General features: G+C 72.3%; 13 protein-coding genes. 9 read left to right on the top strand and 4 right to left on the bottom strand.

All coding sequences use genetic code 11. From position 1 onward, the window contains the following. Nucleotides 1-143: 143 nt before the first annotated feature. From C3488_RS01365 to C3488_RS01340, 6 genes are all read left to right on the top strand, one after another. Nucleotides 144-713: a hypothetical protein gene (locus C3488_RS01365; RefSeq protein WP_103837429.1), complete on the top strand. Its 570-nt coding sequence runs from the start codon at nt 144-146 to the stop codon at nt 711-713. A 159-nt stretch (nt 714-872) separates the two neighbouring features. Beyond that, on the top strand, nt 873-1247 hold the full coding sequence (locus C3488_RS01360) for a hypothetical protein (RefSeq protein ID WP_374955388.1): 375 nt from the start codon (nt 873-875) through the stop codon (nt 1245-1247). Between the two features lie 340 nt (nt 1248-1587). Next, nucleotides 1588-2220 carry an RNA polymerase sigma factor gene (locus tag C3488_RS01355; RefSeq protein ID WP_103837427.1) on the top strand — a complete coding sequence of 211 codons (633 nt, stop codon included), beginning with the start codon at nt 1588-1590 and terminating at the stop codon, nt 2218-2220. After that, entirely contained in the window at nt 2217-3041 is an 825-nt protein-coding gene (locus C3488_RS40020) for a hypothetical protein (RefSeq protein ID WP_258053245.1), read from the top strand. The genes C3488_RS01355 and C3488_RS40020 overlap by 4 nt, the downstream gene beginning before the upstream one ends. A 449-nt stretch (nt 3042-3490) precedes the next feature. Next, nucleotides 3491-4165, top strand: a complete 675-nt coding sequence (locus C3488_RS01345) for an RNA polymerase sigma factor (protein WP_103837426.1) — start codon at nt 3491-3493, stop codon at nt 4163-4165. Continuing rightward, on the top strand, nt 4165-5262 hold the full coding sequence (locus C3488_RS01340; RefSeq protein WP_103837425.1) for a hypothetical protein: 1098 nt from the start codon (nt 4165-4167) through the stop codon (nt 5260-5262). Before C3488_RS01345 ends, C3488_RS01340 begins: the two co-directional genes overlap by 1 nt. A 222-nt stretch (nt 5263-5484) precedes the next feature. On the opposite strand, the gene C3488_RS01335 is transcribed toward C3488_RS01340, so the two are convergent. Beyond that, nucleotides 5485-6339 (bottom strand): L,D-transpeptidase family protein, encoded by an 855-nt coding sequence (locus C3488_RS01335; protein ID WP_258053244.1) that lies wholly within the window; start codon nt 6337-6339, stop codon nt 5485-5487. Between the two features lie 240 nt (nt 6340-6579). Between C3488_RS01335 and C3488_RS01330 the strand changes: the two genes are divergently transcribed. Then, a complete protein-coding gene (locus C3488_RS01330) occupies nt 6580-8160 on the top strand; it encodes a methylmalonyl-CoA mutase (protein WP_103837423.1) in 1581 nt (526 codons plus the stop codon). A gap of 51 nt (nt 8161-8211) precedes the next feature. Further along, the gene (gene leuE, locus C3488_RS01325) at nt 8212-8880 is read left to right on the top strand and encodes a leucine efflux protein LeuE (protein WP_103837422.1); all 669 of its coding nucleotides are present in this window, start codon (nt 8212-8214) and stop codon (nt 8878-8880) included. A gap of 280 nt (nt 8881-9160) precedes the next feature. Here leuE and C3488_RS01320 read toward each other — a convergent pair whose 3' ends face one another. The 3 genes from C3488_RS01320 to C3488_RS01310 all read right to left on the bottom strand — a co-directional run bounded on the left by C3488_RS01320 (nt 9161) and on the right by C3488_RS01310 (nt 12754). Beyond that, nucleotides 9161-10084: a class I SAM-dependent methyltransferase gene (locus C3488_RS01320; RefSeq protein WP_103837421.1), complete on the bottom strand. Its 924-nt coding sequence runs from the start codon at nt 10082-10084 to the stop codon at nt 9161-9163. Between the two features lie 355 nt (nt 10085-10439). Beyond that, nucleotides 10440-11780: an alpha-2,8-polysialyltransferase family protein gene (locus tag C3488_RS01315; RefSeq protein ID WP_103837420.1), complete on the bottom strand. Its 1341-nt coding sequence runs from the start codon at nt 11778-11780 to the stop codon at nt 10440-10442. After that, nucleotides 11777-12754 carry a glycosyltransferase family 2 protein gene (locus C3488_RS01310; RefSeq protein WP_103837419.1) on the bottom strand — a complete coding sequence of 326 codons (978 nt, stop codon included), beginning with the start codon at nt 12752-12754 and terminating at the stop codon, nt 11777-11779. Before C3488_RS01310 ends, C3488_RS01315 begins: the two co-directional genes overlap by 4 nt. A 198-nt stretch (nt 12755-12952) precedes the next feature. Here C3488_RS01310 and C3488_RS01305 point away from each other — a divergent pair, with 198 nt between their 5' ends. After that, the gene (locus tag C3488_RS01305) at nt 12953-14326 is read left to right on the top strand and encodes a DUF6716 putative glycosyltransferase (RefSeq protein WP_103837418.1); all 1374 of its coding nucleotides are present in this window, start codon (nt 12953-12955) and stop codon (nt 14324-14326) included. The last annotated feature ends 14 nt before the right edge of the window (nt 14327-14340 follow it).

Genomic DNA, 14340 nt, shown 5'->3' with positions numbered 1-14340 from the left:
GATGGCCGAAAATACCCTCCTCGAACGCCTCGACAGCTCCCCCTGGTGTGACTGTGACACTCCCGGTCCGTCGCACGCAGTAAGGGAAGATGCGGGCTCCGTACGGATGAGGCGCCCCCGACGAGGCGTTTCGAGGAGGCTTGATGAGCCTGGTGGACCTGATCGCGCAGGCCGACGAACGGGCACTCGCGGCGAGCGGACTGGCTTGTTTGGACCGGTGTGTGCCGCTCCTCGGAGGCGACGACGAGGTCCTGCGGCCGCTGTGGGCGAGCCTCGTCGAGGGCCACGACTGGGAGCAGCGGCTCGCCAAGGCGCGCTCCGAGCTGGCGGCCGGGGAGGACTCCGAGGCGGACGCCGAGTGCACCTCCGAGGCCGAGGCCGCCCGCCTCGCCCGCCGCATGCTCGAGGCGGTCCCCGCCGAGCCGTCCGCCGACGCCCTGCGCCGGTGGGCCGACGCCTGCTCGGTGGCCGCGCTGCAGATCCACCGGTTGCTGGACCCCGCCGACGACGACGCCCCGGTCGCGGCCCGCCGCGAGGGCCGTACGGACCGCATGCCGCCGCTCGTCGCCGCGGAACTGCGACGCCAGGTCGCCGTCCTGGAGCTGGTCAGGGACCACGGCGCGGGCGGACTGCGCCGGGCCCTCGACGTGTCGACCGAGGGGCGCCGGGTGCTGCGGGCCGTGGTGTCCCGGCGCGCACGGGGCCGCTCGTAGCCGCGGAGGCGACAGCCTCGTAAACCCCTTCCGCTGCAAGGATCCTGTGACCGTCCTGTGGTGCGGTGGGGCGGTCCTGCGCCGGTGTCGGGGACCCCCTCAGGACGGCGTGACGCGACGGCGGTGGAGGGCGCTCTTCCGGGTGTGAACGCAACTCAGGTGACCAGGCCCCACGCCGCCACGAAGCCCGTCCGCTGGGCCGCCGACGCCGTCGCGGCCATGCGCGAGGGCGCCCGGCTGCGGCTCGACTACTCGGCGCAGAGCCTGTGGCGTGTGGACCGGACGATCGAGGAGATAAGCCGTCAGAGCCCGCCGTACGCCGCCGTGGAGCCCGTGATGCGCGGGTTCGGGGCGTACGCGGGCGAGGTGGTGGTCCGGCTGACCGGCGGCGAGTGGTGGTCGTCCGGCGGCGACCACTGGGTGCGCACACCGGACGGCCGCCTGTGGGACCCCATCGACGAGGCCCGCCGCTGCTTCCACGGCGACGGCTCGCTGCGGCTGCTGTGCCGGGACGCGGCGAGCAAGACGGTCTGAGCGTCTGTCGCGGCCGTCGCAGCCGGCCGAGGTTCCACCCGAGGTCCGTCGGCCGGGGGAGAGCACCTCCTCGACGCGCTCCACCGGGGCCTGGCTCTCGGGCGCCCGGACGCCGGCCGTGCGCAACCGCTCGAGGATCGGCGTGAGTTCGCGTACCGCTCACCGACGACACCTCGTCCCGCAGTACGACGAGGCGTGGACGGACCGGCCGACGCCGCACGGGCGGGCCCGCGCCCGGCTGCCGCCTGACGAGCTGTGACATTTCTGTGAGCCCCGGCGCTGATGATCGTGGGTGTTACACACAAACCCGCCGCGAACTCGGCATGGGGCGAGGACAGTCTTGGGTCAGGGAGGGGAACCGCGCCGCGTACACCCGTACGACGCGGAGCTGGGCGCTGCGGTCGCGCGGGCCCAGCAGGGGGACGAAGCCGCCTTCGCGGTGGCGTACCGGATCGTGCAGCCGGGGCTGGTCGGGTATCTGCGCGGTCTCGTCGCGGACGAGGCGGAGGACGTGGCCTCCGACGCCTGGCTGGAGATCGCCCGGGACCTGGGGCGGTTCAAGGGCGACGGGGCGGGTTTCCGCGGCTGGACGGCGACCATCGCCCGGCACCGCGCGCTCGACCACCTGCGCCGCCGCCGGGTACGGCCCCGTTCGTCGGGGCTGGAACAGGAGGCACTCGAACTGCCGGGCGCCCACAGCACCCATGACGAGGCGCTGGAGTCCATCTCCACGGAGCACGCCCTGGAACTCATCCGTGGACTGCCGCGCGACCAGGCCGAGGCCGTGCTGTTGCGTGTGGTCGTCGGCCTGGACGGCCCCGCCGCCGCCCGCGTCCTCGGCAAGCGGCCCGGTGCGGTGCGCACCGCGGCCCACCGGGGCCTGAAGCGTCTGGCCCGCAGGCTTCGCGTCGAGGGCGCGGAAGACCGGGGTGTGACGGATGACGGCCCCGGGACGCTGGGTGAGTCGAAGTGAGCGGCAGCGGCGGCGGACACGACGACCGGGCCGGCGGCCGGGCGGAGATGGGTGTGGACATGGGTGAACGGCACAGCGACGGCCAGGTCTTCGGCCGTCGGCGCGTGCACCCCGGCGGTACCGCCTCCACCTCCGCCGGCGCGGCCGGGAGTACCGCGCTGGAGGCGCTGCTCGCCGCCGCGCTGCGCGAGTGCGCCCTGGACCCAGAGGCCGAACAGAGGGCGGTGGCCGCGTTCCGGGCCGTCCGGGAGGCCGGCGCGCCCCGGGCGCGGACCCGGCGCAGGGACGACTGGCGGGCGCACGGGCGCCGGCGTGCGCGGTCGTCGGCGAAGGCCGTGGTCTGCCTGTTGCTCGCCGGACTGACCCTCGGCGGAGTCGCGTTCGCGGCGATCGGCCCGGGCGGCTCCTTCGGCGGCGGGGACGACGGTCACGGGCGGCGGCAGCCGTCGCCGAGCGCCCCGGGTCGGTGGAGCGGGGCGCCGGATCCGGCGACGTCCCCTGTGACGGACACCTCCGTCTCTCCCGGCCGCCCGGACACCGCCCAGGACACCGAGGCCCATTGCCGCGCCTACGAGCAGGTGGACAACCGTGGCAACGCCATCGGCTCGACGGCATGGCAGCGGCTCGTCGAGGCCGCCGGCGGTGAACAGAAGGTCGCCGCCTACTGCGCCGAGCAGTTGGCACAGGGCGACATCGAATCGGGCAAGTCCGGCGAATCCGGCGAGGCGGGCAAGGCGGGCAGGGTTCCCGCGGCTTCCCGCACTCCCGTGCCCGGGGACCAGGCCAAGAAGGCCGCCAAGGCCCGCGGGAAGAACAGGTAATCCAGGCCCTCGAGCCGCCCTCGAACAAGTAATCCCGCGCCCCCGTGCCGCCTTCCCGGACACTCCGGTGGCTCGTGCTTGCGTTGTCCGGGCGGCGGGCCGATGCCGCGAAGCAACGGCCGGGGCCGCCACCCCCCACAGGAGAGGCCCCGGCCGTCGCGCGGTACGGGCCGCGCGGCGGCCCGTCACTCTCTACAGCGCCGTGGATGCGTTTTCTGTCACACCTCGCCGCGTCACGGGTTGGTTGCACGTCGTGCGGGCGTGGACGCAGAGCGGTTTCAGGCCGTAACGTGCCTTTCGCGCCGACCGCGACGATCAGCAATAACGGGTGATGCAACCGCCGCAGACCACGAGCGGCCTGAAGACCACAGGCAGGACGAGGAATCACGACGGCGAGAACCCGGCGCGCGCGAGCGGTGCCGGATCAGGCGCACAGAGGGGCAGTTCGGGTGCTGGGGGACGACGCGGAGCTGACGGCCGCGGTGCGTGCGGCACAGGAGGGGGACGAGACCGCTTTCCGTACCGTGTACCGCGCGGTGCATCCGCGGCTGCTCGGGTATGTGCGCACGCTGGTCGGAGACCCGGACGCGGAGGACGTCACCTCCGAGGCGTGGCTGCAGATCGCCCGTGACCTGGACCGGTTCAGCGGCGATGCCGACCGGTTCCGCGGCTGGGCGGCCCGTATCGCCCGCAACCGCGCCCTCGACCACATACGGATGCGCGGCCGCCGCCCCGCGATCGGCGGCGACGAGACGGAACTGACCGGGAAGCCCGCCGAGTCCGACACGGCCGGGGAGGCCATCGAGGCCCTGGCAACCGGCCGCACGCTCTCCCTCATCGCCCAGCTTCCGCAGGACCAGGCGGAGGCCGTGGTGCTGCGGGTGGTCGTGGGTCTCGACGCCAAGACCGCCGCCGAGACGCTCGGCAAGCGTCCGGGAGCCGTCCGCACGGCGGCGCACCGCGGTCTCAAGCGGCTCGCGGAGTTGCTCGAAGTGAATCCGGACACGGATCCGGAATCGGCTGGCGCGCTCGGCGCCATGCCTCCCCAGCGAGATGCGCACAGACGTGCGGTGTCGTCCGCCGGTGTGACGCATACGCGTTCGCGGACGCAGAAGGACATGTGATGGCCGACGAGCAGGACAGGTGGCTGGACAGGGACGCGGCGGAGCGTCTGCTGCGCGGAGAGCCCCCGGCCCCCGTCGACGCCGAGGTGCGTGCCCGCGCCGAACGGCTCGCCGAAGCACTCGCCGCTCTGGCCGCCGCACCCGCTTCGACCAGCGAGGAACTCCCGGGTGAGGAGGCCGCGGTGGCCGCGTTCCGGGCCGCCCGTGCGGCCCGGAACGACAACGGGGCGGTGCGCCACCCGCAGCCCGCCGCTCTCTCCCAGGCTCGCGACCTCGCCCGGGCGGCAGGCGGGCCCGCCAATGCCGACGCCGGACTCGTTCGTCTCGGTCGTTCCGAGGCGGGTGGGCGGCGGGCCCGCCGGTGGCGCACGGTGCGCTTCGGGCTGGCCGCCACGGTGGCCGCCGGGATGATCGGCGGCGTCGCGGTGGCCGCCGGAACCGGAATGCTGCCGACTCCGTTCCGCGACGCCCCGGGGCCGGCCGCGTCCGTGTCGCCGGCGCTGACGTCCCCTCAGCCGTCGGTCACTGCGACCCCCGGCACGGCGGGAACCGGGGGCCCGTCCGTGACGCCGGGCGGCACGTCCGGTACACCGGGGCGGGACGGCTCCTCGCGCGACGAGGCACGCGACGGCTCGACCGCGACCGGCCGGCCCGGCGACCCCGGCAACCGCGCGGACGGGCCGACCGGTGACCGGTGGACCGAGGTGCGCTCGTCCTGCCGTGACATGGCCGGAGGCAAGGTCCTCGGTCCCGAGCGGCTGCGCGACCTGGCGGCCGCGGCGGGCGGCAGCGGCCGCGTGAAGGCGTACTGCAAGGGGGTCCTGGGCGGCGGCGACGAGGGTTCCGGCCAGGACGGGAGCGGCAAGGGCCGCGACGGGAACGGCGGCGGCGGAAAAGGGGACAGCGGCGGGAAAGGGAGCAGCGGCGGTGGCGGCGACCAGGGCGGCCACGGCGGTGACGGCGGTGACGGCGAAGGCCACATAGCGCCGGTCGCCCCTGTGCCCACCGCACCCCGCGGTCTGGTCGGGGCCGCGCCGACGCGCACGGCGTCCCCGAGCCCGACGTACAGCGCCCTGGGCTCCGCCGAGAACCACTGAGCCGTCGCCACTGCCGCGCTGAGCTGCGGTTTCGCCTCTCCTGAAAAATTCTTCGCCGGAGGTGTGACACTTTCGGCCGCCGTGGCGCAGTACTGAGTGAGCCGACTGGTCATCGGCCGTCGCACGGAGCCGGGGTTCCCCCCGTACCCACGGCTCGTGCACCGGCGCGGGCGGGACACGTTCCCCCGGTCCCGCCCGCGCCCCACATCCTCCTTCAGGCGTCTACCAGTAGACGACGACCTTGTCGCCGACCCGCACCTGGGCGAACAGCGCCGCGATCGCCGACTCGTCCCGTACGTTCACACATCCGTGCGAGCCTCCGGCATAGCCGCGCGCCGCGAAGTCGTACGAGTAGTGCACCGCCTGACCGCCGCTGAAGAACATCGCGTACGGCATCGGCGAGTGGTAGAGCGTGGACACGTGGTCGCGTGACTTCCAGTAGACGCGGAACACACCTTCGCGGGTCGGGGTGTATTCCGTGCCGAAGCGCACCGCCATCGTCGAGAGCGTCCGTCCGTCCACCATCCAGCGCAACGTGCGGCTCGTCTTGCTGATGCACAGCACCCGGCCCGTCATACAGCGCCGGTCCGGGGCCCCGGCCGGCTGTCCGCCCATCAGGTACAGCTCCCATGTGCCGGGCTCGTGCGTCATGGCCAGCAACCGCCGCCAGGTGGCGGAGTCGACCTCACCCGTACGGGGCAATCCGCGCTTGCCCTGGAAACCCCTGACGGCGTTCTCGGTCAGGTCGTCGTACGTCCCCGTCGGGCCGTCGAACAGCCAGTCGACCTGACGCAGCCGGGCCTGCAGCTCGCGCACCCCGCGGCCCGAGTCGCCGCGCCGCCACAGGGTGGCGGGCGAGGGCTCCGGGGCAGGGGCGGCGGTGCTCGGCGCGCCGTCCCCGGACGCGGTGCGCCCGGCGGCGGACGGGGTGCGCGGGACCTCGATGTGCACCGGCGAACGGTTCCCGCCGTCCCCGCCGCCCGCGTCCCCCGGCTGCGCCGTGCAGCCGGCGGCCAGGAGGAGCACGGCGGCCCCGGTGACGGCGACGAGCGACTTCCCCATGCCCCTGATACGCATACCGACCCCCCGCCGTCTCACCGGACGCCTCTGTCCGGTCGCATCTCCTCAGATGTTCCCCGCGCGTGACCGACGGCGAACCAGGGGGCATGGTTGTGAGCAAGGTCCCAGCGTGCGGCGATTCCACCGCGCGCAGGGCCGCCGCTACAGTCCGTCGCGAGGGTCGTCTGTACTGGCGAGTAACGAAGCCAGGCCACCAAGCCGAGTACGAAGCAACGAAGCAACGCGGAGGCACACACCATGGCGCGCGAGTCGGAGTCCGGACTGCCCATCGAGCCGGTGTACGGGCCGGGCGCCCTCGAGGGCTGGGATCCGGCACAGAAGCTGGGCGAGCCGGGGGCGTACCCCTTCACGCGCGGCGTGTACCCGACGATGTACACCGGCCGTCCCTGGACGATGCGCCAGTACGCGGGCTTCGGCACGGCGACCGAGTCGAACGCCCGGTACAAGCAGCTGATCGCGAACGGCACCATGGGCTTGTCGGTCGCCTTCGACCTGCCCACCCAGATGGGCCACGACTCCGACGCCCCGATCGCGCACGGCGAGGTCGGCAAGGTGGGTGTGGCGATCGACTCGGTCGACGACATGAGGGTGCTGTTCGGCGGGATCCCGCTGGACAAGGTGTCCACGTCGATGACCATCAACGCCCCGGCCGCGCTGCTGCTGCTCCTGTACCAGCTGGTGGCGGAGGAGCAGGGCGTGTCCGCCGACCAGCTGACGGGCACGATCCAGAACGACGTCCTGAAGGAGTACATCGCCCGCGGGACGTACATCTTCCCGCCCAAGCCGTCCCTGCGGCTGATCGCGGACATCTTCAAGTACTGCAGGGCCGAGATCCCCAAGTGGAACACGATCTCGATCTCCGGCTACCACATGGCGGAGGCGGGCGCGTCTCCCGCGCAGGAGATCGCGTTCACGCTCGCCGACGGCATCGAGTACGTGCGCACGGCGGTCGCGGCCGGGATGGACGTGGACGACTTCGCGCCGCGCCTGTCGTTCTTCTTCGTGGCCCGGACGACGATCCTGGAGGAGGTCGCCAAGTTCCGGGCGGCCCGGCGGATCTGGGCGCGGGTGATGAAGGACGAGTTCGGCGCGAAGAACCCGAAGTCGATGATGCTGCGCTTCCATACCCAGACGGCGGGCGTGCAGCTGACGGCCCAGCAGCCCGAGGTGAACCTCGTCCGGGTCGCGGTCCAGGGCCTGGCGGCCGTGCTCGGCGGCACCCAGTCGCTGCACACCAACTCCTTCGACGAGGCGATCGCCCTGCCGACCGACAAGAGCGCGCGTCTGGCACTGCGCACCCAGCAGGTGCTGGCCTACGAGACGGACGTGACGGCCACCGTCGACCCCTTCGCGGGCTCCTACGTCATCGAGAAGATGACGGACGAGGTCGAGGCGGCGGCGCTGGAGCTGATGGACAAGGTGGAGGACCTCGGCGGCGCCGTCGCGGCGATCGAACGGGGCTTCCAGAAGAACGAGATCGAGCGCAACGCCTACCGCATCGCACAGGAGACCGACTCCGGCGAGCGGGTCGTGGTCGGCGTCAACCGCTTCCAGCTCGACGAGGAGGAGCCCTACGAGCCGCTGCGCGTCGACCCCGCGATCGAGGCCCAGCAGGCCGAACGCCTCGCCAAGCTCCGCGCGGAACGCGACCAGCCGGCGGTGGACGCGGCCCTGAAGGAGCTGAAGAAGGCGGCCGAGGGTGCGGACAACGTCCTGTACCCGATGAAGGACGCCCTCAAGGCCCGCGCGACGGTGGGCGAGGTGTGCAACGCGCTGCGGGAGGTGTGGGGGACGTACGTGCCGTCGGACGTCTTCTGACCGTCGTACCGGCGGGGTGGAGTGTCGTACCCCCGTGCGACACTCCTTGCCATGTTCGGCGTCATCGATCTCCCCACCTATCTGGCAGGGCTCGTCCTCATCGTCCTGCTGCCCGGGCCCAACTCCCTGTACGTGCTGTCCGTCGCCGCCCGGCGCGGGGTGCGCGCCGGGTACACCGCCGCGGCGGGTGTGTGGTGTGGGGACACCGTGCTGATGACACTGTCGGCCGCCGGGGTCGCCTCGCTGCTCCAGGCGAACGCCGTGCTGTTCGGCGTCGTGAAGTACGCCGGCGCCGGATACCTCAGCTGGCTGGCGGTCGGAATGCTGCGCGCCGCCGTCGGGATGTGGCGTTCGCGGCGGGAGAAGGCCGTCGAGGACACGCCGGCCGCCGCTCCCGCCGCTCCCGCCGCCCCCGCCGAGGAGCGGCCCTACCGCCGCGCCCTCGTCATCAGCCTGTTCAACCCGAAGGCGATCCTGTTCTTCATCGCCTTCTTCGTGCAGTTCGTCGACCCGGGATACGCCTACCCCGCGCTGTCCTTCGTCGTCCTCGGCGCCTTCGCCCAGCTCGCCAGCTTCCTCTACCTCAGCGCCCTGATATTCAGCGGTACGCGCCTCGCGGCGGCCTTCCGGCGGCGCAAGCGGCTCTCGGCGGGGGCCACTTCGGCCGTGGGCCTGCTGTTCCTCGGGTTCGCGGTGAAGCTGTCGCTGGCGAGCGCGTAGGGTCTCTCGTTCGGATCGGGCCCCGCGAGCCCGGCATGATCCAAACGAGAGGCGAGAGGCGAGAGGCGAGAGGCGAGAGGCGAGAGGCGAGAGGCGAGAGGCGAGAGGCGAGAGGCGAGAGGCGAGAGGCGAGAGGCCCCCAGCCCGGCACCGCCAGTTCGTGCGGTCCGACCAGCGCGCGGGCAGATCGCCACGCGACAGGGCCGAGGCCGGGCGAACCGGGCCGGGCGGCGGCCCCGGCCCGGGTGAACGCGCGGCCGCCCGCTCGCCGGCGCGCCGCTCAGCGGTTGCGGGCCTTGCGGATCGCGCGCGTGACCACCGGCGGGAGCAGGTCCGCGGCGAGCTTACGGGTCCGGCTGCGCGGGACCGCGGCACGCTTCGGCGGGTCGGCGGGCCGCCGGATCGGCTGCGCGGGGATCGCGGCCGCAGCGGGCTCCGGGGCGTCGGCGTGCCGGGACGGAGGGAACGGGGGTGCCTGCATGCCCTTGGACTTGAGGCGGACGATGCGGTGGCCGGCGGCCTGCTGGACACTGAGGTGGCAGTCCTCGCGCCCCTCCACCATCGCCAGCAGTTCCTCCTGGACGGGCTCGGGATCGCCCCAGGTCCCGTACAGCTTCTGTGTGCTCAGACAGATCGGGCGCAGACCCCTGTTCAGCACCGCTTCCCACGCGGCCACCGAGACACCGGGGGTGTGCTCCGAGCGGAAGTCGTCCAGGACGACGATTCCGCCCGGCAGCAGCAGGTCGTGGGCCGCTCCTATGTCACCGTGGACGTGCTCGTACAGGTGCGAGCCGTCGATGTGGACGAACCGGCAGGAACGCGGCGGGACCTCGTCGGGCACCATCGAACTCGGTCCCTGCAGGACGCGGGGCAGCGCGTCGTGGAAGGAGAGGTAGTTCTCCTCGAAGGCCTGCCGGGTCAGGGCGCTGTACGACTTCGTCGACTCCGCCCTGTTGGCGTCGTCCGGTGCGTCGCCCCCGAAGAGGTCGCACACCGTGAACCCCTCGCCGTCCCTCAGATGCCGGCCGAGGAAGATCGCACTCTTGCCCATGTACACCCCGACCTCCAGCAGGTCTCCGCGCATCCCGGCGGATTCCTGCCGGTCGAGGAACCAGTTGAAGAGCGTCTGGTCGAGAACGGGGAACCAGCCGGGGACGTCATCGAGCCGACGGGGCGGTGGAGCCGTTTCTGCTGTGGCGACCATGAGGACGGGGCACTCCCTTGTGCGGACGGAAACGGTGCGAGAACTGCCCAGCATCTGCCCGGCAGGCGTCGTCCCAACGGGCGGCGGGGTGAACAGCGGGCCAATTCCTGTGGGCCGACCGAGAGCCGGGGCTTCGAGAACGCGGCCGTGAAACTGTCCGTCCCCGCGCGAAGGGCCGGACGGGGTCGGCACGGTGCCGTGCAGGGTCGCCCGCGTGCCGTGCAGGGTCGCCCGCGCCGCCGCGGCGGTGTGCCGGGCGCGCACCCGTGCCGGTCGGCGACCCGCGGGCGACCCGACAACGCGGCGAGGCGCGGTGCCGGGCCGCGCTGTCCGGCCGGCACAGTGCACGGACCCCTCAGCCCCGGGCGACCCGTCCGCGCCTGAGGGCCCGGGCCCGGCGGGCGACCCTGCGGACGGTGGCGTTGCGCGGGATGAACGCCAGCTGGACGGGGATCCCACCGGGCAGCGCCAGCGAGGTCAGGCGACGCCGCTTGAAGTACCGCCAGGTGTGCGGACCCAGGTGTTCGGTGAGATAGCGCTCGGCGTGCGTCCGCAGCTCCGGGTAGATCTTCGGCTGCATGGCGAAGCCCACGGCCCGCACGAGCGCGTTCAGGTCCTCGACCTCCATGCCCCGGCGCTGGTCCTCGACCGCCTGACGCTCCGTCAGCTCCGGCAGCAGGGCGTCCACGACGGTCACCGGGACGCGGTTGCTGTTCTCGAACGGAGCCAGACGCTCCAGCAGGGTCTCGGTGCCGATACGGGCGACCGGGAGGCCGTAGAACGCGGACGCGGTGAGCAGCGCGGTGGAGAAACAGCCGACGACCAGCGCCGGACGCATGCGCTGGTACAGCACCTCGGCGAGGACCGGGGTGTCGAGCACCGTCAGGTCGGCGCCCAGCTTCTCCGCCTCCTGCTCCAGAGCGCGCGACCACCGGGCGGGCGCCGAGGGGTGCGGCTTGAACACCACCCGGGTGTGCCCGAGCGCGACGGCGCCCTTCAGCATCCGCACATGGAGGCTCTCCTCCTCCACCGCGGTGAGTATGTCGAGCGCCGAGAGGTACTGGCCGAGCAGCAGCGCGGGGGCCTCGACGGCGGGCAACGCGTCGCCGGTCTCCTCGAGTTCCGCGAGCACCTTGGAGAACGCGTCCGGCGGCACGATCTCCGGCTCGACGCCGAACTCGGTCAGCAGCAGCGGCTTCAGGCCCGGCACCAGGTCCAGGTGCAGCAGCCGGTCCACGCGGGTGCCGACCAGCGGGTCGATCTTGTTGCGGGTGGGGCCGTAGCTCATCAGGCCGTCCGCGTAGACGGTGACGGGCGCACCGGTGAAGATCTGGCAGACGCCGAGCGCCGGGTTGACCTGGATGGACTCCACGGCCAGCTCGATCTCGTCGTCGCCCAGGTTCCACAGGAGCCGCAGGTGCCGCTCCCACAGCGGGACGTCGTCCAGGCGGGGGGCCCAGCCGCCCGGGTGGAAGGGGTGGATGGTCTCGTTCCAGGAGATGACCTCGTCGAAGCGGCCGCGCAGCCGCTCGAAGCCGGGCATCTCGTCCAGGCCGGGTGTGGTCTCGGGCGTCATCGCGTTGTTGGACACGAGCAGGATGCGCCGGTCGGCGGGCGCGAAGCACTCGCTGTCCAGCGCCGCGGCCAGGGTCGCCGCGCCGTACAGGGTCGACGCCAGGAAGATCTGCGTCCTCATGCGGCCACCCCCGCGGGGGCGGGGCGGCGGCGCAGCCGGCGCAGACGTGAGGCCCGCTCGATGTCCATCGAGTCCAGGGCGTCGTCGAGCACGTCCTGCGGCATGCGCCGCAGCGCGACAGCACTCATCGACTTCAGTTTCCGTGCCACCGGCGGCTCGAATCTTTCGACGGATCCCAGATGGTGGGAAATGATCGCGCAGTAGGTGCGCACGGCCTTGGGGAGCAGCTTGTCGGCATCCTGGTCCCCGGCTGTCTCCGCCACGATCTGGTCGAACGCGCGGATGAAGTCCAGTTGCCGCACGTCCCCGATCTGTGTGAGCGAGGAGGCGACACCGCGCCGGTAGTAGACGCCCATGAGGCTCACCGCGGCGAAGGACTCCGCCTCCCGGTGCAGCTTCCAGATCCAGGGCCGGTCCTCGGCGGTGCGCAGGCCGTCGGTGAAGTGCAGTAGACCGCGGTCGACGAGGCGGCGGTGGTACGCACCCGCCCAGGCGTACGCGTAGTCGACGGAGGTGGAGCGGTCGGCGGGCAGGATGGCGTCGCGCGGGTTCATGACCACCCCGCGACGGCCGTGCGGCACCCGGTGGACGGCACGCGCCCGCCCGGTGCACTGGACGTGGTCGGTGCGTACGAAGTCGCAGCCCAACTCCTCGATGGCGGCGACCAGTCTGGCGAAGTAGCCGGGGGCGAGCCAGTCGTCCCCGTCGAGGAACGTGAGGTACTCGCCGCGTGCCGTGTCGATCCCGGTGTTGCGCGCGGTCGCCAGCCCCCCGTTCTTCTCGTGCCGGACAACCACCGCGCCTGGCAGCTCGCGCTCCGCGCGCGCGAGGATGTCCGGTGTCTCGTCGCGCGAGCAATCGTCGACGAGAATGAATTCGAAGTCCTCGCGTGCGTTCGCACGCAGGCTCTTCAGGGTGTCGGACGCGTATTGCTGCACGTTGTAGAACGGCACGATAACGGAGAGCTTGACCACGCCTTTGACGGTAGGGGGCGGCCCGGCATTCGTCTTGACCGGCGGTTTGATGGGGAGTGAACGACGCGTGGCGGAATAGTGAACCCAGCGCTTTCCCGGCAATTTCGCGGCCTGCTTCGCTGTTCGGCGGCGTGCTGTTAACCGTTTGTTGCATTCCGCTTCGGCTGCGCCTCGAAATCCCTTCCTAGTGTCTTCGATGTGCCAGCAAGTACCGCGAGGCGCCTGCGGGTCGCCGTCCTAGCCGATTCCGACACCCGGTGGAAATGGGGTGCGCTCACCGCAGCCCGCATTTCATCGACGGAATTCACGGAGACCACCGAATCGACGGAAAAATCCGATAAGACAGCCGATTCGGACATTCGGCTCGACGGTTTCCTCCTGCGGGGCCGTGCCACCCCCACCGTCCGTCAGCTCAAGGAGATCGGCGTCCGCGCGGACTCCCTCCGCGAGGTCACCGCCGTCGAATTCCTGCGCGAGATGACGAAGGAGACGTACGACGTCCTCGTGCTCGCACTCGTCGGCGGCGGCGTCCAGGCGATGCTGCACGGACTCGCCCACGCCTGGCAGGGACGCCCGGAGCGGCCCGTGGTGGTCACCGGCTACGTCGGCGTCGTCTACGAGAAGCTCGCGGACGGCCTGCTGCTGCGGCACGGCGCGGACCTGGTCCTCGCCAACTCCCGGCAGGACGCGGAGCGTTTCAGGGCCGTCTACGAGGGGGTGGGCGCCGACGCCTCGTCGGTGACCGAGGTCGCGCTGCCCTTCCTCGGCGGCGCACCCTACGAGAAGAAGGACCCCTACACGGTCGTCTTCGCCGCACAGCCCTCCGTCCCGGAGACCCGCAAGGACCGTTCCTACCTGCTGGACCGGCTCGTCCGGCACGCGCGCCGCCACCCCGAGCGCGAGGTGCTGCTCAAGCTGCGCTCCAAGCCGGGCGAGCACACCACCCACATCGAGGAACTGCCCTACCAGAAGCTGGCCCAGCGGCACGACCTGCCGGCCAACCTGCGCCTGGTCTACGGGAACATGGGCGAGGTCCTCGATCGCACCGACCTGCTGGTCACGGTCAGCTCGACGGCCGCCCTGGAGTCCCTCCACCGCCGTATCCCCACCGTCGTCCTCACCGACCTCGGGGTGCGGGAGGCGCTCGGCAACCACCACTTCGTGGGCTCGGGCTGCCTCGCCTCCTGGGACCAGCTCGACGCCGGACACGAGCCGACACCCGACGCGGAGTGGGTGGCCCGGCAGGGCGTCGCTGCCGGGAGTACCCCCTCCGGGGAAGGTTCGTACGCCACCGCCTTCGGCGAGGCCCGGGAGCGCGTCGCCGAGCTGCTGACCACCGGTGAACTCCCGCCGCTCAAGCCCTACTACACCCCCGTCACCGCGCCCGGCTATCTGCCCGGCGTCCTCGCCCGCCACCACCTCGCCCCGGACGGCAGCCCGCTGCCGGGCGCGCCCGTCGCCGACAAGGCGCCCGGACCCGTACGCCAGATCGTCCGCCGCGCGGCGCGGGGCGCGTACCGGCACGGGGTGCAGCGGGTGGCGCCTGTCATCCGGCGGATGGGTGAGCTGTGACCTCTCTTCAAGGA

This window comes from Streptomyces sp. Ru72, assembly GCF_002920635.1.
GTDB lineage: Bacteria > Actinomycetota > Actinomycetes > Streptomycetales > Streptomycetaceae > Streptomyces.
The sequence above is the reverse complement of the archived record's forward strand: the minus strand, read 5'-3'. Positions and strand labels throughout refer to the sequence as shown.